General features: G+C 35.7%; 16 protein-coding genes and 1 riboswitch. Of the genes, 5 read left to right on the top strand and 11 right to left on the bottom strand.

Translation table 11 applies throughout. The features are described from left to right. Window positions 1-464 precede the first annotated feature (464 nt). Window positions 465-1,859, bottom strand: coding sequence for a glycosyl hydrolase family 28-related protein (locus tag ACO1DI_RS25310; RefSeq protein ID WP_208732639.1), 1,395 nt, complete (start codon window positions 1,857-1,859; stop codon window positions 465-467). Between the two features lie 987 nt (window positions 1,860-2,846). On the opposite strand from ACO1DI_RS25310, the gene ACO1DI_RS25315 reads away from it, so the two are divergent. Then, window positions 2,847-3,296 carry a VanZ family protein gene (locus ACO1DI_RS25315; RefSeq protein WP_244303091.1) on the top strand — a complete coding sequence of 150 codons (450 nt, stop codon included), beginning with the start codon at window positions 2,847-2,849 and terminating at the stop codon, window positions 3,294-3,296. On the opposite strand, the gene ACO1DI_RS25320 is transcribed toward ACO1DI_RS25315, so the two are convergent. After that, complete coding sequence (locus ACO1DI_RS25320) at window positions 3,293-4,324, bottom strand: serine O-acetyltransferase (RefSeq protein WP_423145701.1); 1,032 nt, start codon at window positions 4,322-4,324, stop codon at window positions 3,293-3,295. The genes ACO1DI_RS25315 and ACO1DI_RS25320 overlap by 4 nt on opposite strands. 310 nt (window positions 4,325-4,634) lie before the next feature. Between ACO1DI_RS25320 and ACO1DI_RS25325 the strand changes: the two genes are divergently transcribed. After that, window positions 4,635-6,617, top strand: coding sequence for an NPCBM/NEW2 domain-containing protein (locus tag ACO1DI_RS25325; protein ID WP_423145702.1), 1,983 nt, complete (start codon window positions 4,635-4,637; stop codon window positions 6,615-6,617). 45 nt (window positions 6,618-6,662) lie between these two features. Here the strand turns inward: ACO1DI_RS25325 and ACO1DI_RS25330 are convergent, their stop codons facing one another. The 5 genes from ACO1DI_RS25330 to ACO1DI_RS25350 form a co-directional block, all read right to left on the bottom strand. Beyond that, window positions 6,663-9,203 (bottom strand): Ig-like domain-containing protein, encoded by a 2,541-nt coding sequence (locus ACO1DI_RS25330; RefSeq protein WP_208732641.1) that lies wholly within the window; start codon window positions 9,201-9,203, stop codon window positions 6,663-6,665. Between the two features lie 289 nt (window positions 9,204-9,492). Further along, window positions 9,493-12,531: an Ig-like domain-containing protein gene (locus tag ACO1DI_RS25335; RefSeq protein ID WP_208732642.1), complete on the bottom strand. Its 3,039-nt coding sequence runs from the start codon at window positions 12,529-12,531 to the stop codon at window positions 9,493-9,495. A gap of 260 nt (window positions 12,532-12,791) precedes the next feature. Then, a complete protein-coding gene (locus ACO1DI_RS25340) occupies window positions 12,792-14,618 on the bottom strand; it encodes a hypothetical protein (RefSeq protein ID WP_208732643.1) in 1,827 nt (608 codons plus the stop codon). Window positions 14,619-14,905: 287 nt separating this feature from the next. Next, window positions 14,906-16,618: a methyl-accepting chemotaxis protein gene (locus tag ACO1DI_RS25345; RefSeq protein WP_423145703.1), complete on the bottom strand. Its 1,713-nt coding sequence runs from the start codon at window positions 16,616-16,618 to the stop codon at window positions 14,906-14,908. Window positions 16,619-16,760: 142 nt separating this feature from the next. Next, on the bottom strand, window positions 16,761-17,183 hold the full coding sequence (locus ACO1DI_RS25350; protein WP_423145704.1) for a hypothetical protein: 423 nt from the start codon (window positions 17,181-17,183) through the stop codon (window positions 16,761-16,763). Between the two features lie 335 nt (window positions 17,184-17,518). On the opposite strand from ACO1DI_RS25350, the gene ACO1DI_RS25355 reads away from it, so the two are divergent. Both ACO1DI_RS25355 and ACO1DI_RS25360 read left to right on the top strand, forming a co-directional pair. Next, window positions 17,519-17,869 carry a helix-turn-helix domain-containing protein gene (locus ACO1DI_RS25355; protein WP_423145705.1) on the top strand — a complete coding sequence of 117 codons (351 nt, stop codon included), beginning with the start codon at window positions 17,519-17,521 and terminating at the stop codon, window positions 17,867-17,869. A gap of 100 nt (window positions 17,870-17,969) precedes the next feature. Then, a riboswitch (cyclic di-GMP riboswitch) is annotated at window positions 17,970-18,056 on the top strand. A 20-nt stretch (window positions 18,057-18,076) separates the two neighbouring features. Then, the gene (locus ACO1DI_RS25360; protein ID WP_080968635.1) at window positions 18,077-18,199 is read left to right on the top strand and encodes an anti-repressor SinI family protein; all 123 of its coding nucleotides are present in this window, start codon (window positions 18,077-18,079) and stop codon (window positions 18,197-18,199) included. Between the two features lie 123 nt (window positions 18,200-18,322). Here ACO1DI_RS25360 and ACO1DI_RS25365 read toward each other — a convergent pair whose 3' ends face one another. Further along, the gene (locus ACO1DI_RS25365) at window positions 18,323-19,114 is read right to left on the bottom strand and encodes a histidinol-phosphatase HisJ family protein (RefSeq protein WP_208732647.1); all 792 of its coding nucleotides are present in this window, start codon (window positions 19,112-19,114) and stop codon (window positions 18,323-18,325) included. Between the two features lie 292 nt (window positions 19,115-19,406). Between ACO1DI_RS25365 and ACO1DI_RS25370 the strand changes: the two genes are divergently transcribed. Next, window positions 19,407-19,892, top strand: a complete 486-nt coding sequence (locus ACO1DI_RS25370; protein ID WP_225519218.1) for an HPP family protein — start codon at window positions 19,407-19,409, stop codon at window positions 19,890-19,892. 104 nt (window positions 19,893-19,996) lie between these two features. Here the strand turns inward: ACO1DI_RS25370 and ACO1DI_RS25375 are convergent, their stop codons facing one another. The 3 genes from ACO1DI_RS25375 to ACO1DI_RS25385 all read right to left on the bottom strand — a co-directional run bounded on the left by ACO1DI_RS25375 (window position 19,997) and on the right by ACO1DI_RS25385 (window position 22,420). Beyond that, a complete protein-coding gene (locus ACO1DI_RS25375) occupies window positions 19,997-20,920 on the bottom strand; it encodes a TcaA NTF2-like domain-containing protein (RefSeq protein ID WP_423145747.1) in 924 nt (307 codons plus the stop codon). Beyond that, window positions 20,893-21,453 carry a TcaA second domain-containing protein gene (locus ACO1DI_RS25380; protein ID WP_423145706.1) on the bottom strand — a complete coding sequence of 187 codons (561 nt, stop codon included), beginning with the start codon at window positions 21,451-21,453 and terminating at the stop codon, window positions 20,893-20,895. The genes ACO1DI_RS25375 and ACO1DI_RS25380 overlap by 28 nt, the downstream gene beginning before the upstream one ends. 61 nt (window positions 21,454-21,514) lie before the next feature. Beyond that, window positions 21,515-22,420 (bottom strand): zinc ribbon domain-containing protein, encoded by a 906-nt coding sequence (locus tag ACO1DI_RS25385; RefSeq protein WP_423145707.1) that lies wholly within the window; start codon window positions 22,418-22,420, stop codon window positions 21,515-21,517. Window positions 22,421-22,463: the final 43 nt, after the last annotated feature.

Below are 22,463 nucleotides of genomic sequence, written 5' to 3' on the forward strand. Positions count from 1 at the left end.
AGCTTTAATGTTATCATAAAGATTTTTTGGGTTCAATGTCTTGTTTTGTCGAATGAATCATAAAGCATTACTTATACCCTTTATATGTCTTATTATGTCTTATTTTGTATACGAAATACTCTATCTAAAAGCTGAAGAATGTTTATATCAACAAAATACAAAAATTTATAAAAAAATACTTAAAAGGTATTTTTTATAATAAATTCCTTATAATTATCATATCAATAAAACAAGTAAGTATCTTGAGTCAACAGTATTATTTTTAATTTTCTTATTTTTTTAAAAAATATGTCTCGGTTTTAAATGATATCGTTTCCAACATTGGTAGTACAACAAATGCATTTTTTGAAACAAGATAGGACTTTATACTTATTTCACTACACTAAAAACTACAGAGAATATTACAAAAAGAGGATGAAATTTAATGTAACCAAATCTCGTCCTCTTTTTTATAATAAAATATTTTATTCCACTTTATTTTCCGTACCGTTATTTAATATAGATAACGGATTGAAACTAGACACAGCATTATTAGAAGTAGTCGAGTCTAGAACAATATTATATTCATGATTCTTTTTCTTATGTAGTAAAGCATCAGGTGAATCAGAATTTATAACTCTAATTAGCTTTGTATCTCTTGATAAAAATATATTATATCTATTTGATAATTCACTCAAATTATTATTAGTTGCGGAAGCTTCAATTAATCCTTGGGAGCTTTGACTAATCAACATACCGTATTCTAAATTTTCTGAATATACGCCGCGTATATTGAACCTAGAGCTATTGTTTATTACAATCCCTACCTTAGAATCAGTAACAACAGCATCTACGCCAAAGTTATCGGAATTTTCTATTGAAATACCAGCTTGATCGAATCCTTTCACTGTCCCCTGTACATTGAACTCTGAACTATCTTTTAAATATATTGCCGAGTATACATATCCATGGTAAGTATTACTTTCTAGTATAAAATTATTACAATTGATACCTTTTATGGCGTGTCCAATCTGTCTAACAGGTTTTTTTTTATCTGGAGTATATCCATTAAAATTATTTCCGTCTATTGTAAAGTAGGAAACACCTTGTAAGTTTATACCGTCTCCTTTTGAAGAAAAGCCTTTTAAGTAACTAGATGCCAAACCTTGATCAAATTGATTTCCAGTAATAGAAATATTATTTACACCTGATTGCTGAGGTTGTTCGTTATAAATTTTAATATGAGCTTCATTATTAGCAAAAAAATGATTATTTGTAATTAAAACTTTTCGAAAGTTGCTTCCCTTTATTGAAATTCCGCCACTTTTGCCTAATTCAACGGTATTTCCAATAAATTTTAATGTGATAAATTCACCCTTTAAAGCAATGTTTGTCTTACTGAACCAGCAATTTTTTATTGAAGCATCTACTACGCTACCTTTTGTAGAAATCGCACTAGCTTTTTTTGGGTCAGCGTACTCCATTTGAAATAATACATCGCTTAAATAAAATTTAGAACTTTTCGAGTTTTCTAGAGTTATTAATGAAAAATTAACAGGTCTATATTTTACCCCTTTTGCTTTAATTACACTCGAAAAACCCGATCCTTTAATTTTTATTTTCCCCTTATTTTTAATTAAAAGCGAATCGGATATTAAATAAGTTCCAGGCGGAAGATATACTATACCCCCTTGTTCATCCACAGCATCAATAGCCTCTTGTATAGCTTTAGTATCATCAGATTTACCATTCCCTTTTGCACCAAAATCTTTGACATTAATATTATTTTTATTTTTTGTTTCTGGCGAAAAAGTTGAGTTTAAAAACCAAAAATCTCCTTTTAATACTCTTTCACCTTGAAAAATAGCTAATACAAACAAGATACTTATTATTAAAATTATGAGCTTTTTGATACCCTTGTCTCCTCTCTTGTATAAGATATTATGACTAAAAATTATAAAACACTAAAAACTATAATTAACATTCTCTAAAAAATTAAAGTAACCGTAATTTCAAAACTACAATCAAATTTAAATGCAATAAGTTATCTAAGCTATTATAAAGTAGATGAATAGTCTAAATTCTTCATTTATCATAATAAGAAATACTATTTCCAACTGAAAATTATTAACCTTTTTAATATCAAATGTATGTATAATAGCTTTACAACTCTACTATTTTTTCACAATAATTGCATCCTTTGTAAGATATTTGCCTGCTCTTTCACATAAAATAATAATTCACTTCTACTTAAATTTAATTAGAAATTAGCGGAACTTTTTTGCACCATTCTTATTATATTATTAGAATTCTACCCCTGATTCTTAAAATATTTTCTGCATTTACTTATTAAAAGTTTAAATGAATTCAGTATTACTTTTGCAAAGTCTAAAATTCACTTCTCTAGTATATCTAATTAAATTATAAAAACCTTATATAGAGACAAAAAGGGGAAATATTCAATTCAAATTTCAATATTAAGCTCAGCTCTCACTATAAATACTCCACACCTAACCTTTTAGCACGTCACTAGATAACCTAACATAATCCAAATTGAAACATTATATTGTTAATATAAACAAAAATATGGAATATATCTAATAATCACTATTTTTACATATAATAACTTAATTAAATAAAATATAATAGAATAAAATTACATTATAACTAAAATTATAAAAACGCAAATGATACTAAACCAGATTGTTCTATCATCTTAAAGTTTAGAAATATATGTTTCAAATATTAAATTGAAAGTTGTGTTCTTTCCTTGAAATATTGTAACACTAACTCATAAATTCCTTGCAATTCAACTATTTTTCTCTTAAGATATGAAGATAAATCTAAAAATAAGAGGAATTTTTTGTATGATACTAAAAAGACTTTTTGTTATTGCATTGATACTTTCTATTACCTATTTTTCTCATACTCCCCACCTAAAAGTTACTAACCCCAACTCTTGGACTAATTCATCTGCTTGGGATTACAATGCAACCCTTTGGTCTATATTACATCCTGGTAGCCCTTTTTACACCTCGTATACTTATGGCTTTGATTTGGAGTTCATTCTGCGCAAAATTGCTCACATTTCTTTTTTCGGCTTATTAGCACTATTAATTTACTGGAATTTGAATAAAAGTTCTTGGAGATATGTAAAAGCGTGGGTTTTACTCGCTTGTTTTGCTTTTTTAGATGAACTGCATCAAGCTTTTATTATTGGACGGGATGGGCGAATTATTGATGTAGCTATTGACTCCTTTGGTGGTGCCTTGTTTTTATTTTTGCTTTACAGATACAAAAAGATCTCTAGAATTTAGAGATCTTTTTGTACCCTTCCACTATTCTTTTTTACATATTTCTCGTACTTCTCCATATCCGTACTAATAATCTGAGCCGGCACTCCTGCTACGACACAGTTACTTGGAATATCTTTTGTCACTACTGCATTGGCCCCTACTACCACATTATCTCCAATCGTACCTCCAATACAAATTGCCCCTGGAGCAATGTATACATTATCTCCAATAATCGGCTGCTTGCCGCGTGATCCTATGGTTACATTTTGTGAAATGGTACAGTTTCTTCCAATTTTTGCTGATTTTTGAATAACAACTCCAATGCCGCCGTAGCCTAGTTTTGTCCCTTCACCTATTTCTGCTGTGTATGGAATATAAGAGTTGAATTTATGACGAATAAAGTCTTTTACATATTCTGCTCCTTTTGTTAAACCATTTTCGTAAAATGTTCTGGATAATTTGTAAAGATCCATTGCAAGGAAGCGATGTAAGTTATTTGTCAGTATATTTGTTTCACTTACTTTTAAGGTATAGCTCTCAGTTTGATAATCTTCTAGTTCAAGACCTTCTAACGCAATTAACGTAACGTTTTCCCCTTTAATGTCTTCAAGACTTTCAACTGGAAAATCAAAAAAAGTTTGGCCGCAGTATTGATTGGTCGTATCAATAAAACTTCTAATTGTATTATGCTTTTCCATCAATAGTTTAATAAAAGCTGCGTTTCGGTGGACACCCACGATGGAATAAATCCCCTGTTGGTATACCGGGTGGTCTTTCGTTTCAAAATCTTTATAGCGAAAATCTTCGCTATTTTTTATTGTTCGTTCTCCTTCAGCATTTCGGATAAAGACTTTTACTCTATATCTTCCTCGTTCATGTAAGTTAAACGTATGTGAATGATTTCTAGAATACGGGATCTTTTCAATGACTTCTTGATCTTTGATTAAGTAATACGACACTTTTGTATGTTTGTGTTCTCCGTGACACGTTACTACAAGCTGATAAAAGTTTTTAAGTTCAAGGGTTAATTCGCTAGTGGATAGTTTCATGTGTAGCTCCTTTTGTTTCTTGGCTAAATGGAGACATTTTAGCTAAATACTCGTCTCCCTACCTATTGGCAAAATTTCTTCATTTCTATTCTATCTCAATCTAGAAAAAATGAAGAGAAAAATTTGGTTTTATCGTTACCGTTATAAATTAATCTTTTTTCTCGCTCTAGATTTAGGTCTTAATTCTTATATATTATCCATAAAAATAATTCTTTTGTCACATTTTGTCGAGTGAATTAAATTGCTTCATCCTTTTAATACTATTAAAATATTTAAATGGTAAAATATTTTAATTTAAGGAGACTTTAGTATGAATAAACAGGTTTTAAAAACAATGATTGCATTCATTGTCCTCTTCTCAGTTGCTGCTTACAGTAACTTTTTACCTAGTAAAGTTTCAGCAGCAACTTCAAGCGTACGTTTAAGTTCGTTATCTCCGGATTCAAAGGATGATTTTTACACTACTTATGGGTACGATGAGGAGAAATTCACTGATGTATATGGAAAAATAGTAAATGACGGATTAGGTTTTTATGGTAATTCCCCTTATGCAAGCTATAAGGTATCTGGGAAAGAATACTCTTCTTTTGAAGGGAAAGTCACTCTTGATTCTCGAGAAGTCAACGGTGATTATGGTAAATCTGTAGTGGGTTTTTATGCGGATGATCGTTTACTATACGAAAAGCCTCTTTCTAAAAGTAGCGGTGTTATAAATGTAAATGTGAAATTGCCTAAAAACACCAAAAATTTTTTCATTATTGTTAAAGAAGTAGAAGGAAGTAAAGGTAAACATCTTATCGTTGTACAAGACGGAACATTTGTTAAAGGTGGTTCTTATTTAAGTGTCCCTTACTCTTCCTATAGTTCTCTTATAACTATAGGAACCTCTAACTCTGAGCGTTATCATAGTACAGAGTCTTACCATGACCTAGAAGATATTAATGGTAATCTTATTACTAATGGATTTTCTTTAGATACTCCAGGCTACGAAGGCGGGTTAAGTTATTCAACATTTTCTATTGAAGGTAACGGCTACAACACGCTGGAAACATCTATTTCACTTGATGCAAGGTATGTAAATGGTGATTGGGGTAAGTCTGTAGTAGGTATTTACGCAGATGATTACCTTCTTTATGAAAAGGAATATACGTCTAAAACACCTATTCAAAAAGTGAAAGTATCTATTCCTAAAGGTACACATCACTTAACTCTTGTAACGAATCAGATTAAGGGTGCTAAAGGAACACAAGCAGTTACATTCAGTCAGCCCGTAGTATCAAAAGTGGGTTCGTCTTACAAATCGATTCCATACACGGCCTTGCCTTCTACCATCGGTGGTAATGCTAGTAACGGCGCATGGGAAACTAATTTATCACAATTTGGTGGGATTATCAGATTCTCTAACGGAACATTAGCAACTTCAGGATTAATCCTTGAAAGTGATTATGACGGTGATGCTTATGTTAATTACAATCTTTCAGATTCTGGAGTAAACTACTTTAAAGCAAAACTAGCTTTGGATTCTGCATACCTTCAAGGCGACTATGGGTCATCTACAATTCAACTTTTAGCAGATAATCGAGTACTGTATTCAAAAGCTTTAACAAAGTCTACAGGTATCGTAAATGTAGGTGTACAAATCCCATCAAAAGCGCAAGAATTTAAAATCGTGGTTAAGCAAAAAGAAGGCGCAAAAGGATATCACAACGTTGTGTTAGGTAACGCAGTATTCCAAAAGCTACCGGTATCGTCTAAACTATCCCCTTCTCGTGTATCGGTTGCTAACAACTACAACCAAAATGACGTTGTAACAGTGAAGTCATTAGCTAAAGGCGATGTAATTAAAGTGTATAATACTAAAGGTGCGTTATTAGCCACATCTAAACCCGTTACATCTAATTATGCTAAGATTTCTATTAAACAGCTTGGCACGGCAAAAGGAAACATTCTTGTATCACGTACCACATCAGGCGTTTTAGAAAGTGATTCGGTCTCTGTGCCTTATGCAGCAGAACCTGTTCCATCTCCTTCTGTCGCTGCCAAACAAGTAACGATTGAAAATAATAAAAACAAAAACGATTTAATTACAGTTAAATCATTAAGCAAAAATGATGTTATCAAAGTTTATAATTCAAAAGGAAGTCTGATTGCGACATTTAAACCTGTTGCATCTAACTACACTAAGATTTCTATTAAACAGCTTGGTACTGGAAAAGGAAATGTACTAATTTCTAGAATTAGCACGGGTAAAGTAGAAAGCGCTAAAACTTCTGTTGCTTATAAAGCAGAATAAAGAAAAGCCGGAACATGTGAAGTTTCACATGTTCCGGCTTTTTTATTAGCCTACCGTTAGAATACGATACGGGCTATATTTACCTTTTGGATTTTTAATAGTAATACTAATTTTTGTCTTGGCTGCCTGTGGTTTAATCGCTACATTAAAAGTTCCTTTACTATCTGCTACGCCTCTTCCAATTAGCTCCGATTCCTTTTTAATATAGACGATACTTTTAGCTTCTGTTGCACCTGTAACTGTTGTAGACATGCTACGAACACGATTTACATTAGGAGCAGAAGGACCAGAAGATACAACTGTTTTATAGGTGTAAGGACTATACCCGCCTTTTCCTTTTGCCGTTACGCCTAGTTTCGTATTCACTGCTTGCTTTGGAATGGTAACGCTAAATGCACCCTTACTATTTACTGTACCTGTTCCAATTACATTTGCGCCTACTTTAACATATACAAGGCTTCCTGCTTCAGTCGTTCCTGTTACCACTGTGGATTCGTCTGTCATATCACTAACGGCTGGTGCATTAGGTGCTTTGTATTTTGCCACTACTGTACTGTATGTGTACACACTGTACCCGGCGCTATTTTTTACCGTTACGCCAATTTTCGTTTTAGCAGGTTGAGATGCTATCCCAATACTATACGTTCCTTGCTTCGTTGCTACTCCTCTTCCTAGCACTGTTAAACCTTTTTTTACATACACAATACTGTTTGCTTCAGCTGTACCTGTTACGTTTGTATCTTGATCAGTCACTGTGTGAATAACAGGAGCAGCTGGTTTTTGAACAGTTTTTGAAACATTTATATACGTGTATCCACTATACCCAGCGCTATTTTTCACCGTTACGCCTAGTTTTGTATTAACGGCTTGAGGCGCTATTCCAATGCTATACGTTCCTTGCTTCGTTGCTACTCCTCTTCCTAACACTGTTGAGCCTTTTTTTACATATACAATACTGTTTGCTTCAGCTGTTCCGCTGACCGATGTATCTTGATCATAGATTTTATTAATGGTCGGTGCTTGTGGTTTTGTTGCTTTTGGTATAACTGTTTTATACGTGTACGCACTGTATCCCACACTATCTTTAATAACTACACCAATCTTCGTTTTAGCTGCCTGCGGTTGGATAGATACTGAATATGTACCTTGACTGGATACTGTACTACGCCCTAACAACGTTGAGCCTTTTTTCACATATACGATACTTCCAGGCGCTGCTTTTCCTGTAACCTTAGTATCTTCTGATGTAATGTCGTTTACTTCTGGGGCATTAGGAAGTACTTGATATACTCTTGGGTAAGCTGTGTCATAGGCGCTTGTTAAAAGAGTCGTAGGATAATAAAATGCGAGAATTTCTTGATAGTTTTTCCCTTGTTTTGCCATAGTGTTCGCACCAAATTGACTCAAACCAATTCCATGGCCAAATCCCTTACCCGTAATAACAATTGATGTTCCATTGTCATTAATATCCGTTACGTATTTACTTAGCATACTGCTCCCGTCAATTAGACGAATAACATCCTCTGCAAGACTTCCTGTTAAATCCCATTGCTTTTCAACAATTTGTCCATCTTTATCAAATTCATTTTTAACGATGTATTTAACGCTAAGGTCTCCTTTTGTCACGCGTTTACCAGAAGTAGGCTCGTAAAAATTTACTTTTGAAATACTTGTAATCTTGATATCTTTTCCTGTTAAATCCTTTTTAAGCATTTCACTTTTAATTCGATCTGTCATAGTTTTATCAGCTTCTTTTGTTGTGTCCCACCATTGTTCGGGCTTCTTCAAATCTTTTCCTGATAAATTAATTTGTTGCTTTTGAACAGTCTTTATCCATATTCTTTGAGGGTCATAAGGATCATCTTTAACTTGAGAATAAGTATTCACAGGAGTATCCCAAAAGTTTGTGTTCGATTCAATGATTCCTCCATTACTTGAAGAGTACACTGCATTTACAGTACTCCCTTTATATGTGATAACTTGTCCAAAAGTCTCATCAACAGCTTGAGATGTTCGAGCATTCCAATTGTATCCTCCATAAACTTGATAACGAGTTGAGTCATTAATTAATTTACCATGCAAACTTAATACATACGATCTTGCAGCTATAGCTTGAGATTTAAATGTATCTAATTCCCATGATGTATATACCTCTCTTGGAATTACTCCTTTTAAATAGTCCTCCATTGGAAGAGTATTAACTGGTCGAACATATTTGTTATTTTCATTTTTAAATAACATGTTTCCTAGATAAGGCTGTCCATTAATAGAAAGCGTAGCATCGTATGTAGAAGGTATAACTTCAAAGCTAGAAAACTCTCCAATTTTCTCTTTAGCTTGATATAAGGATACACCTGCGCCTGCTATTTTTACTTCATAGTCTTTGTTCGCCTGTAGGGTTATATCTTGGTCTTTAATACGATATAACGCTGAGGGGCGAATCGTAATACTATTTTCGCTACCTAAATCATTTGTCAACTCTACTGACACAAGAGGTTCTGTTCCTGCTGCTTCTGCTGTAGAGAACCAGGCTAGTGGAGTTAAAACAACAGCTAGTCCTAGTACAACTCTTAATATAAATTTCATTTTCTTTTCGCCTTACCTTTCTCTATTTTTCTAGTAATATTGCATAAAAAACACTCTTTTCTAATATCGGATACAATTTCATACTTGCCAGCGGCACGCTTAATTTTTTTACTTTTTTTTACTTAAGTTGATAAAATCCTTAAATCATCTACTTTTTCAACTTTTTGTTTATATTTGTCGAATCCTTATGCTATAATGTTGAAGATATGACTTTATATCATGCTTGATTTAAAACCTAATTAAAACCGAAAAAGAGTCCTTTTCTACAAGTAGAAAAGGACTCTTTTTTCTATTGAACTACGGTAACTGTTTTAGCTACACTTTGATTTCCACTTAAATCGGTTGATGTAATCGATAGCTTAGTTCCTACTTTTTGCTTTGCTATTGCGACTTTGAACTGCCCTTTGGCATCTGCTGCGCCGCTGCCAATCAGCCTAGTACCTATTTTAATTGTAAGTTTTGCATTTGCTTCTGTGGTACCTGTTACAGAAGTAGATTGGCTCGTGACCTTGTTTACTGCAGGAGGTGATGGCGCTGTTTTGTCTTGAACGGTAATCGTTTGAGCTGCACTTACATTTCCAGCTAAGTCTTTTGCTGTAACAAAGATTTTTGTTCCTGATTTTTGCTTAGGAATGGTAAGTTTAAATTCCCCTTTAGCATTAGACATTCCTGTTGCAATAACCGTCGTACCTATTTTTACATCTACTTGAGCATTAGGTTCCGCCGTTCCTGTGACAACTGTTTGCTGATCTGTAATGCTATTTGCTGTTGGTATAGAAGGTGCTGTTTTATCTTTAACCACAACTGTTGTAGGTGCACTTTCTCCCGTACTATTTTTGGCATTCACAGCTATTTTTGTTCCGGCTTTTTGCTTAGAAATCGTCATTGAAAATTGTCCGTTACTCCCTGCTTTAGTGCTTCCGATAACGACCGTTTCGACTTTTGCCGTAACCGTTGAATTACTTTCTGCTGTTCCCGTAATAGTCGTAGTATTGTCTCCTATTTCGTTAACTTTTGGAGCAGAAGGCACTTTCTTTTTAGCTGTAACACTTACATAAGCAGTCGAGCTCACGTTATTTGCTTTATCTGTTGCATATAGACTGATTTTTGCTCCAGCTTTTTGTTTTCTAACCCGTACTGAAAAGCTGCCTTTATCGTTAACCGTAGCTGTTCCAATTGTTATTGCTCCTACTTTTGCTGCAACACGAGAGTTAGGCTCAGCCGTTCCTGTTAAACTCTCATCTTGATCAGTTATAGGGTTCACTTTTGGAGAGGCAGGTGGTGTCTTGTCTTCAACGACTATTTCACTTGGTGTACTGCTATTACCCGCTTTATCTCGAGCTGTTACACTTATTTTTACTCCTCCGAGCTGCTTTCCTATTTTGATGGAAAAGTTACCTTTTATATCTGATGTTGCACTGCCAATTACTTTGTTATCAATTTTTGCTGTAATGAAAGCATTTGGCTCGGATGTTCCTGTTATTGTTTCTCCTTGATCAGTTAAAGAATTTACAACTGGTGTTGTAGGTGCAGTTTTGTCTTGTACAATGATTTCTACAGCTTTGCTCGTGTTATTAGCTGTATCTTGTACAACAATACTTAATTTTGTTCCCGCTTTTTGTTTAGGAATTTTTACGCTAAACGTACCTTTGCTTGTAGCTTTATTTTTCCCAACCACTTTACTACCTGCTTTTACGTAAACCGTTGCATTGCTTTCGGTTGTTCCTGTGACGGCAGTAGAAGAATCGCTAACGGCATTTACTTTTGGAGCTGCTGGTGGAGTCTTATCCTGTACAATAACTTGAGCTTCTCCACTCGTATTTTCGTAAGCATCTTTAGCTGTTACCGCAAGTTTGCTTCCCGCTTTTTGTTTCGCAATAGAAACTGTAAAACTACCATTTTCATTTGCTACTGCGCTTCCAATTGGTGTACTTCCTGCTTTTATACTGACCGATGACCCTGCTTCTGCTGTTCCAGTAACCGTAGTGTCTCGATCAGTAACTGAATTAACACTCGGCGTAGGCGGCGCTGTTTTATCATTTACCGTCACAACTGTTCGTTCACTTTGATTTCCTGTACCATCAATTGCTATTACGTCTAATGAAGACAGACTTCTTTGACGATCTATATTCACTTGGAATGAACCTTGATTATCGACCGTTCCTTCATAGGTGTTTGTTTCTCCTGTGACTCTAACAGTAGCTCCTGCTTCTGCTGTACCAGCAACAACCGTATCTTGATCTGTTACTGTATATACTTCAGGAGCAGATGGTGGCGTTCGATCTTGAACAGTGACTTCTGTTTGCTCACTTTCGTTGCCAGCTTCGTCTGTAGCTGTAAATGTTATTTTCGTTCCTGCTTGTTGACGAGGAATATACATATAAAACCATCCACCAGACTGCGCTTGTGTAGTTTCTATTACATTTCCGTCAATTCTTGCTGTGACCGTTGCATAATCTTCTGCAAAGCCTTGCACCAAGGAGTCCTGATCTCCAATGTCATAAACAGTTGGCTTAAAAGGTGCAGTGACATCCCGCTCTGCTACTGTGAAATCTCCTCCGCTTAGATCTGCATTCCCAAAATTATCTCCATAGTCATACAAAAAAGTCTGGTTATCAAATTTATCGATCAACGTGACAGATACACATTCAAACTGGCCTAGTCCCATATATCCATATGTAGCTAAATATAAATTCTGCAGCTTAAATTGATTACTTCCTATGTTGGTAGCGTCAAAAGAGACATACCCACCTTGAGGTATTTTGTACTCAACATTCACACGTTTTATTTCGCTATATTCATCATAAGCATTTACAATAACGTTTACTGAATCATATAAATTCACTTTTTTACTGTTAGCATTAATTCCGTTAAAAACTGGCCCAGCAGTATCGGGATAAGACGTGGTCTTAAAATTCCCTTCGTCTAACTCATAGAACCCTCCTTCTTCTACGTCATCATACATGCTAAAACGACCATCGTTATACTCAACCCATATAGAGGAAACTTTCCATTCTCCTTCTTTACTAAAAAAACTTCCAATACTTCCCTCGTACGCACCATTTCCATTGTTCAACAGAGAAACCTGCATGTATCCTCCAGCAGGAATCTTATAGTTAACGTATACTTGGCGAATCCTACTATTTGAATCAAATTTCATCGTAATGGTTTGATAGTTAGGAATTAATACCGTTTTTTCTGCCAGTGTAAATGATATTAAATCCTCTATTCTTCCATCTGCAATCTGTGCTTTTGCAGGCGTTCCATAATTTCCAATAGAGAACAAGCAACACATAATCAAACAAACTGTCAATATCTTTCTCGTCATTTTTCTTCCCCAGAATCAAAATACACTTTTTTATCTATTTAGTTGACTCCAATTAACATCTCTAGCGTTATTAGCTCCCCTCTTATAAGTTCAATTTAAACTTTTCAGCTAATTATACCAACTTATAGTTATTTATAACTACAACTTTAGTCATGAAATATTTTCATAATTCTTTTTATATTATATTAGTGACTTTACAAAGCACATTTTCCATAAAAAAAGAAGCCATGATTTAAGTGGCTTCCTTCACACAAGTTTTTTCACACAATAGGCTGTAGTGTTTCCTTTTCAGCGAAATACCAAAGGAGAATAGAATACACTGAAAATACTTTACGAATGTGAACTCTGCTGCTTAGATTTGGTGATCTCAGCAATCTAAATAGAATTTTACGATTAAACATCGCATCAATTTCTCTTGTTTCCATTGTTGATAGATACTCCAAACATTTTTCTTGCACGGAACCTAATTCAACGACTTGCCAAAGAGGTGCTCTAAGCTTTTTAGCTCTTTCAATATGTTCAGGCAGAGCCTTTGGGGCTTTCATACCTTCAACAGGCTTAACCATCTCGCTTAGCGCAAACTTCGGACGTCTTTCACTTTTAAACTCTCTTATGGTTACGTTTCCGCGTAGTTTAGAATACGTTTCTGTATAAATCTCTCGATCAAAAGGCAAAGTCGATAAATCAGAAAATAAACGATTCATCAGATCAATACCAACCACATTTGCAGAACGCATTTCCTGAGAAACAGATACCGCACACTTAATACCGTTTAGCGTATAAAGCGGGTCAAACCGCGCTCCAAAACTACTCCAGCGGTGAGAAGTCACTCCTACGTAATATCTGTTTCGAATTACGAGATACATATAATCTAAATATGCATCTTCCCGAAGACCATTTTCACGGCAATCATTAAAAAATTGTTTGATCTTTTGTGAAAAGCGCTTTTTAAATTTTTCCGACAGCAAAGCATTATCCTTGTCTTTATCAAAAAAGATTTTCCCCCACAAAGTTGGCATTAGAGAATCTACATCATGGATTTGCTCTAGCTCTGCCCTTGAACCGAAAAATGATCTAAAGCATTCACCGTAACCGCCGCTTAGCACAATATTCGAGTTCGTCTCATAAAAACGGTGCGGAGACGCAGCAAGAATACCGCTGGAGAAATCCAATGGCCATAAAAATCGTTCTTCTAACGTTTGTGGTGCCTTTAATGCATTAAAACCATTGTATTCTGTCATTGTTAATCCAAATTCAGAACATAGTCGTTCAGCCGTATATCGATCCGGCATATTTGGGCGGCCTGAACAAAAGAAACGATAAGATTGCCCTGAATCCGTGCCCAGTATACCAGCCAATACTAAGCGCGAATCAAACCCACCTGTTAAATGAGAAATTTTGTGCGCCGCATGTTTATAGTTGCTAACCGCTTTTATGTTATTTTTAATTTCCTCTACAGCAAGCGTAAGCTGCTCTTCATATGACTTATCACTTGAGAAGAAATCTTGTTTCCAGCTGTATTCATTAATCGAGAAACTATTGTTAGTAGACGTTACGTATTCAAAAGGTTTAAGCGCTTGAATCTCTTCATAGCTTGATTCAAAAAAGCCTCCATTCCCTGTTCCAATAACTTCATTCAAATAATCCATAGACTTTTGAAGTGAAATACCTACACTGCTTAACACGCTAACAATTGAATCAATATCGGTTGAGAAAACAGTAATTGAACGCGAGCGGTAATAGAAGACAATAGCGCTTCCAAAAGGATCTGGGATAATCATACTTTCTTGAGCAGATTTATTACTGATAAATCCACACAACGAACCTCTCATATCTCGACCGATAAAGTCACTTGAAATATGATGACCAGCTTCTTCTAAAGCAGTAACCCAGTCGCTTGGATTCATAATAAATTGACTTCTATATACTCCTGAACCACTGCTGTCTATTAAATAGTCAGCGTTTTTCACTTGTGTATGTACAGCTACGTTAGAAGGCATAAAATAGCAGCCTTCATAAATCTTGAATTTCATTAACTCTGGATAATCATTATTTGAAAAAATAAGTACAGGTGCAGTTTTAGGCAATAAAATCCCCTCGTTCCAATTAATATATAGTTTTGTCCTCAGGTTATAAGACCAAAGACCTTATGTAATATTTTGCAGCAAAACTATTTTATAACAAAACACATACTTTTGGTATATATATTTACTTATTTTTACTTAAAGTAGATAAAAAGTTTCACCCATCAACAAACCTATAGTTCTAAATAAATTGTAATATATCCAAAATATCTTTATCTTCCCTTCATAAATAAAAAACTGTTCCATCTACTTCATACAAAAAGCATGGAGCGAGTGCTCCATGCTTTTTCTTAGATTTTAAATCTCGCAATCAACTCTTGTAGTTCCTCTGACATATTTGCTAAATCCATTGCCGATGAAGCAATTTCCTCCATGGAAGCAAGCTGTTCTTCCGTTGTGGCTGATACATTTTGCGCACCGGCTGCCGCTTCTTCAGCGATACCGTTAACTTCGTGAATCGCCTGCTGGACTTCATGTGTGTCTTTGGCTAAATTGTGAATAGCGCTTCCGATCTGCTGAATTTGATTCACTACGTGCTGCACAGCTTCGTTAATTTGCATAAACGATGTACCAGCTTGTTCAACTACTGCTAGGCCTTCTTTTACTTCTTTAATGGTAATCGTCATAGAATGAAGCGTCCGGGCTGTTTCGCTTTGAATTAAGCTAACTAGATCTTTAATTTGATTCGCTGAGTTGGATGAGCCTTCTGCTAGTTTTCGTACTTCACTTGCCACAACAGCAAAACCTTTTCCATGATCTCCTGCTCTTGCAGCTTCAATAGCTGCGTTCAAAGCAAGCAGATTTGTTTGATCGGCAATGGTTGTGATGACATCGTTAATTTGACTAATTTTCGCTGAGTGTTCGCTAAGGCCTTGAAAAACAGATGAGAGTTCAGTGACATTTTCGTTGATTGATTTCATTTGTTTGGCTGCTGTTTCAACGGTCGCTGTTCCGCTATTTGAGATTGCAGCCGTGTCGAGAGCTCGTTTAGTGATTTGCTCGACGTTTTCAACAACTTCTGATGTTTGGTTCGTAATGCGGTGAATAATGGTGGAGCTTTCTTGAATTTGATTCACTTGATGGTTGGATCCTGAGGCTAGTTTTTCAGTAATGCTTGAAATATGTTCAATAGCACTATTGTTTTGTTCTGCGCTGGCGCTTAGTTCTTCTGAAGAAGCCGCAACCGTCGATGAAATATTTCCAACGGACATAATCATTTCTTTTAATCCCCCAATCATTTTATTAAATGATGCTGTAAGTAAGCCAATTTCATCTTTGGATTCGTAGGTGCCTTGCACTTGAAAATCTCCGTCTTTTGCTGTTTCCATGAGGTTTTTAATATCATTTAACGGCTTTGTAATCATGCGTGCAATCAGAAGTCCAATCCCTATTGTAAGTAGGATGACCAACGCGCTGACGAGTAAAAGAGTCGTAACGGCTGATTTTACGCTTTGCTTATTTTTTTGATAAATGCTTTTTGCTTCCTCATTGTTTATCGTTTGAAGATCATCTAGCGTGTTGTTTATGGTCGTACGCAGCGTGACGATTTGTTTAGAAAAAACGTTATAGGCTTCGTCTCCTTTTTCATCTTGAGCAAGCTGTATGGCTTCACTTCTTGCTTGTGTTAAGTTGCCAATATTCTCTTCATATACAGCTAATTTTTCTTTTTCACTATCTAGCAAAAATGTTTTTTTATACTGTGCCATGAGCTTGTTATTTTCAGCTTCTTTTTCTTGAATTTCATCGAGACGCTTACGCTGATAGTTTTCATCTTTTGATAAAATCATTTCAAGCGTATTTGCATCAATCGCTCGGTTATTTGTACGAATTTGCCCTAACTGTCTGATTGGCTGCAGGCGGTCATTATACATAGACTCCGAGCTGTCAGCAATTCGCTGTGTGTAGAAATAGCTGATGACTACTACTGTAATTAATGAAATCGTCGAAATGATAACCATGATTAATAGCTTTCGATAAATACTTAAATTGCGCAATACCCCCATACCATATCCCCTTTTCGCTGATTTGCTTTCCCTTGCACTTCGTTATATCTATCGGTCATGAGGCTTGTTCTATCCATAGTACATTTTTGAATTTTTATTGGCATAAAAAACGCGCTGAAGCAATCAGCGCGTCTTTTCTCCGTTAGTACACAATCCTTTCGGTCATATTGATGACGTTTGTTTCTACTTCTTTTAATCTCTTTTTACTTTCACTTTCCGTCTCTTGCTTTACTCCAAAATAAAACTTCACTTTTGGCTCTGTGCCTGAGGGGCGAATCGCAAACCAGGAGCCGCCTTGCAGCCAAAATTTGAGTGCATTTGACGAAGGCCAGTTCATTCTTTCTTGCTGAGCGGTGAGCAAATTGATTCTTATTTCGCGTTGATCATCTTCTATTTTCTCGACTGCCGCACCCGCTATTTCTGTTGGTGAATTCTCACGAAAGCTGTTTACAATACGATCAATTTGTTCGGCTCCGTCCTTTCCTTTTAAAGTGAAAGAAGTAAGAGACTCTTTGTAGTAGCCGTAGGTGTCATAAAGCTCTATTAGCCCATCATGAAGCGTCATGTTTTGCTGTTTGTAAAAGGCCTCTTCTCATTCACTTTTGGTCACGTTAGTCACTTGTTTGTGCACGTCACTTGGCAGCGCGCTGTGATGGCTCCATTTTGTCCACTCAGTTTTCCAGATCATGGTTATCTCTCCTGTCTTGTAGGTTTCTATCTTTATTGTGAAGGATTTCTATGAACCAACTATAAACTTCACTAGAGACTTTCGAACTAAAAAAGCTTCTAAAAACAAGAAGTCATTCGTTATAAAGAACCCTTTTTATAATTAAATACATAAAAATAAACTAATATGCGTTATAATGAACAAAAAGGATATAAGAAAAGGATGAACTTAACGTGATAGGAACCAAAATTAAAACTTTACGATTAAAAAACGGATATTCTATTACACGCTTAGCTGAAAAAGCCCGTATCTCAAAGTCATATTTATCTCATTTAGAAAAAGGCCTAAACAATAACCCGTCTATTCACATGCTAGAGAAAATAGCTTTTTCTCTTAATACAACAATTGATGAATTAATTGAAGCAGGAAGCAGAGATTTTAAATTTTCTTCAAAACTATCTCTAAGCAACGAGTGGCTTTCTTTAATAGAAGAAGCAATTAACGATGGAATGACCAAAGAGGAATTTACTGAATTTCATTCCTATTTAAAATTCAGAAAAAAAATGGATACATTAGTTGACTAATTATTTGATTTTTTTATGACAATCGACCTATTTCGACAGCATTCATGACAAACATACTATATAATGAACATAGGTTATATATGGTAACTATTACAAATTATCCAGACAAAGGCAAAATTATTGAAAAATAGTGACGCAAAGCTTCAGGTCTAAGGCCTCTTTTGGCTATGACGGCTGAGTTCCCTGGCAAAGGGTGGATGAATCGTAATGAAAGAAGAGAATGTACTGTCGATCGATCAGGAATGGATAAGTCTTATGCAAACAGCTCGCGCAATGGGGCTGACCATAGAAGAAGTCCGAACGTTTTTAAAAGAGTTTAAGCAGAATTGAACACAAAAAGCACGCTCAGATCAGAGCGTGCTTTTTGTATTTTATGCTCATTATTCTTCTACCATTTCCTCATAGAAACACGTGTATAAAAAACGTTTGAAGCAATTGTGAAACACAATTTTATTAAATACGAATTCCTTTTGGCTGACGCTGGTCAAACGTATAAATCTCCGTAAATCCGCACTGTTTCGCCATTTCAACCGCTTCTTTCATATGTGCTCCTACGGTTTCGGCAAAGTGTGAATCAGATCCGATTGTTAAGATTTCTCCGCCTAAATCGCGGTACAGGCCAACAACTTCAAGTGCCGGCAATGCTTCGCCCAGCTTTCCTCTTATACCTGAAGTGTTAATTTCAATTCCAATATTGCGATCAATTGCTTTTCTCAAAATATCCGCAAGAATATCTTTAAATTGATGAAAGTCGTAAATACCATATTGCTCAAACGCATAGCGCTTCATTAAATCTAAATGAGCCAATACGTCAATATCCGCTTCGCTTACTAGCTTATACATTTCATTAAAATAAGCGCGGTAAATTGCTTCTTTATCGTTCAGCTCCAAATGTTTACGAAGCTTGATGTTATTAATGTTATGAACCGATCCTAAAATAAAATCAAAGTGCTCCTGCTGCATGGTTTTTTGATACTTCTCTTTTAGATAGTGCGGTTCACAAATTTCAATTCCTTTTTTAATTACTAGCTGGCCTTGAAATTGATCTCTGCATTCCGCTAGTTCTCGTTCATATTTATCAAAATCCATATGACCGTACGTTGGCGCTAATGGATTTAATGAAAAGTGTTCGGTAAAACAAATTTCGTTTATGCCGTTTTTCACAGCCTGTTCGCACACTTCTTTCATGACTGCCTGTGAGTCGAATGAATTGTTTGTGTGATGATGGTAGTCTACTAGATACATAATTTAGTCACCTCTAGGTTTATTATACATCTCTCCTGTACTTACTGCACACGGAGACCCTTTTTCCCTCTATCACGCCTTTTTAGGTTCATAAAAAGAATTTCCACTAAAAAAAGTCGTTTTTCCTCTTTTAGTAATCCTTCTTTTCTTATAAACTAACTTATTATAGCAGATGTTCTGACAAACAGCTTTTACTTACACTAGGGAAAGGAACTAGGAAATGGAAGTTGAAAAAAGTTTTTCTCAAACAAAAAGCCCCTTTATGTCTTATTTAAGTTCTTATACGAAAAAGATGAAAGGAGAACTAAAAGAAGAACCAAAAATCAATTACAGAGATGCAGTCGTTTCTTCTATTGGAGGCTTAATTGCGATTATCATCAGCAGTGCGATTGCACTAGCGCTTGGTTATCCAATGGCACTCGCTCCAATTGGCGCAAGCTGCGTGCTTGTTTTCGGAGCTCATAAAGGGCCTTTATCACAGCCTCGTCACGTGCTTGGAGGGCACTTACTAGCAACGGTTTCTGCACTTATTATTTGGAGTTTATTTCACCGAAGCCTTATTACGATTGCGATTGTGCTTGCTTTTGTTCTTATTTTAATGATTCTTACTAAAACCGTTCATCCTCCCGCTGCGGCTAGCGCGATTGTTGCAATTAATACTCAAGCAGGCTGGGGATATTTAGGTATTATTATGATTTGTGCATGTGTGGTCGTATTGATTTCTACCGTATATAATAATTTATTTCAAGATCGGCAGTATCCCAGGTATTGGGTTTGATATTGGAATCATACATAAAAAAAGACGTCTTCTCATAGAAGACGTCTTTTTTTATTGTTTTTCCTTACTGAGTTTTTGCTGTTTCAGGGTCTATTTATCAGCTTTTACTTTACTTCAGTTGAACTAACAAGCTGATAAACTCCTAAGCTTCCATCAGATAACTCTTTTACTTTATGAATACTGTTGAATTTTTTATATTTAACAGAGCCGTCTCCGTACGAAATATCATACTCTTCTGTTGTATATACTTTATACATAGAATCATCGAGTTTTGTTACTCTATTGACGTTAAAGCTTAATAAATCCTCTGTTATGCCTTTTTTGATTAGGTAAGCTGTATAATCTTTTTGTTCCTTGTATTTTGGTCCGTTAGTATCGATATAAGGCGCTGCAATAGAGAAGTCTCCACTGTTAATTGAGGAAATTGTAGCGTACATATATTGTTCAATAAAACTAGAAACTTCACTAATAGATACTCCAGAATTGACTTCAGAACCTTTGTCCGTTGGTTCTTGATTCTTAGAAGGAGCCGATGCTTTTGCCGTAGCTTCTGTCGTATTTTCTTCATCAAAATTAAGCGCAACATCTTCCATGCCTTTTTTAATTGATACTTCTTCCGTTTTCTTTTCTCCACGTTTTGCATATAGTTTTACTGAACCGTCCATCGGCAGTGGGCCCAAATAATCAATATCGCCAATTTCTGTTTTTGTGTCTTTACCATTAACGTACAGCATCGCGTCATCATAATCTGAAGAGATGTATACTGCATGATCTGACCAATCAAACTCAACGTTCACATTTTCTCCGTTGGTAGCTTCAATCTCTTGTTCATTTTCAACTTTTCCATAATCATTTTGCACTTCACCTTTTAATGTATGCGTACCAGGTAAAAATGGACCAACCTTTTTAGAGGAGTCACTGCTTACCGTTCCAGCTTTTTGACCATCAATATATACTACTGTCGCATCTTCTGTAGACTGAGCTTTTGCATATACAGGGTTTATTTGTACCGTGTAATGATCAAAGATTCCCCATTTTTTCCGTCTTGTTCTAGCTTAGCGTATGAAGAGTGATCTTCGCTTGGAACTCCTGCTTCAAGCGCTCTGCTATCTGCCGCTAACCCTTCAGAGATTGATTTCATTACATCCGGATTTTCGTGCAGATATGTAATAAATGATTTTGTTTGCTCATCGTTGGCTTCTAGTTGAATTTGACCATCATTTACATATTTTTTTACTTTATCAACATCATTGCCCTTTACTGAAGCAATAAATTTTTCTGACACGGCTTTAGGCGCCATCATTGTTTTATCTATTCCGTAATAAGCACCGACAAGTATAGCAGCTGCTGCTATACCTGAAATCGCAATAATCTTTGTTTTTTTATTCGGAGGTTTTACCGATCCTCTCTCTTCCTCTACTGAACCTGATGCGGGTTCTACGTAACGCTGTGATTTTGCTCCTTGGCTAGAAGTCTCTTTTCTTTCGACGGGATGTCCACACTCTGGACAAAATTGATGCTCATTGGTTAACTGATGTCCACACTCTTTACAATATCCCAATTTCTACACTCCTTTATAGTGTTATGAAAAAGCATCCCTGTAAACGATGCTTTCTGCCGACTTAAAACAGATCATTTAATTCACTGCTGTTTCCCATTCTTGTAATAATGGTTTTGGCTTCTTCACCTAAACCATTCGCAATAAACGTCAGCACAATCGTAATTACTACGTACACAATAAGAGTGCTATAGATACGATCAAGCCCACTTGTTCCGCTTTGCTTAAAGCTAGCAATAGTAAATGGAACCACAAGGAAAATACTCAGCAAACCAAAATTCATAAAATAAGAGAAGTATTCAACGTGAAGAAATGCAAGCACAAGCCCAATTAAAAGAAGAGCTGTTGGAATAATTAAAAATGTGCCAAAGCGTGAGAAAAATTCTTTAAAAGAAACGTCTACCTTTCCAAACTTTGCTACAACATATGTTGCTCCAATAATAACTGCGAGTCCAATAAAAATAAAAATCCCTTGTTTAAAAACAAAATCCGTAAAATTAAAGTGAATGATGCTGTTGATATCTGTGGCCTTTATCAAATCAACGCCTGTATTAAAATCCTCCATGTCAGATGGAGCCAGCTCTTCACTGATAATAGGAAGCTTGAACATACTTCGAACAAATTGAATCAACAATAGCTTCCAGCCTACATACAGCATAATAGGTATACTAAGAGCATAAAGAATGACGGTGATAAGAGCATTAACGAATTGGCTTTCGCCTGCTGCTTGTGCTGTAGCTGTTGGATTTTTAATTCCTTCTGCAAAATAACTGAAAAATGATTTTGACACTTTTTTCGCCTGACGAACACGCTGATTAGGCTGTTGAGGCGCATACGCTGGTTGCGACTGAGGCTGATATTCAGATGCTGCTGCCGCCTGGCTGACAGCTGCCTCTTCTTGTAATTTATGACCGCACTTCACGCAAAACTTCCCGCCATCATTAAAATGGCCACAATTTGAACAATTCAAATACTCCTTCCCCCTTCAATAAATTGTTTAAAATATAGTCATA

The organism is Priestia sp. 40 (genome assembly GCF_049368575.1).
Classification (GTDB): Bacteria; Bacillota; Bacilli; order Bacillales; family Bacillaceae_H; genus Priestia; species Priestia zanthoxyli.

What these genes read in the sequence shown, in the direction of transcription:
- ACO1DI_RS25325 (WP_423145702.1), top strand. Translation starts at nt 4,635, where the DNA reads ATGAATAAACAGGTTTTAAAAACAATGATTGCATTCATTGTCCTCTTC.
- ACO1DI_RS25330 (WP_208732641.1), bottom strand. Translation starts at nt 9,203, where the DNA reads ATGAAATTTATATTAAGAGTTGTACTAGGACTAGCTGTTGTTTTAACT.
- ACO1DI_RS25345 (WP_423145703.1), bottom strand. Translation starts at nt 16,618, where the DNA reads ATGGGGGTATTGCGCAATTTAAGTATTTATCGAAAGCTATTAATCATG.
- ACO1DI_RS25365 (WP_208732647.1), bottom strand. Translation starts at nt 19,114, where the DNA reads ATGTATCTAGTAGACTACCATCATCACACAAACAATTCATTCGACTCA.
- ACO1DI_RS25370 (WP_225519218.1), top strand. Translation starts at nt 19,407, where the DNA reads ATGAAAGGAGAACTAAAAGAAGAACCAAAAATCAATTACAGAGATGCA.
- ACO1DI_RS25360 (WP_080968635.1), top strand. Translation starts at nt 18,077, where the DNA reads ATGAAAGAAGAGAATGTACTGTCGATCGATCAGGAATGGATAAGTCTT.
- ACO1DI_RS25350 (WP_423145704.1), bottom strand. Translation starts at nt 17,183, where the DNA reads ATGACGCTTCATGATGGGCTAATAGAGCTTTATGACACCTACGGCTAC.
- ACO1DI_RS25320 (WP_423145701.1), bottom strand. Translation starts at nt 4,324, where the DNA reads ATGAAACTATCCACTAGCGAATTAACCCTTGAACTTAAAAACTTTTAT.
- ACO1DI_RS25335 (WP_208732642.1), bottom strand. Translation starts at nt 12,531, where the DNA reads ATGACGAGAAAGATATTGACAGTTTGTTTGATTATGTGTTGCTTGTTC.
- ACO1DI_RS25315 (WP_244303091.1), top strand. Translation starts at nt 2,847, where the DNA reads ATGATACTAAAAAGACTTTTTGTTATTGCATTGATACTTTCTATTACC.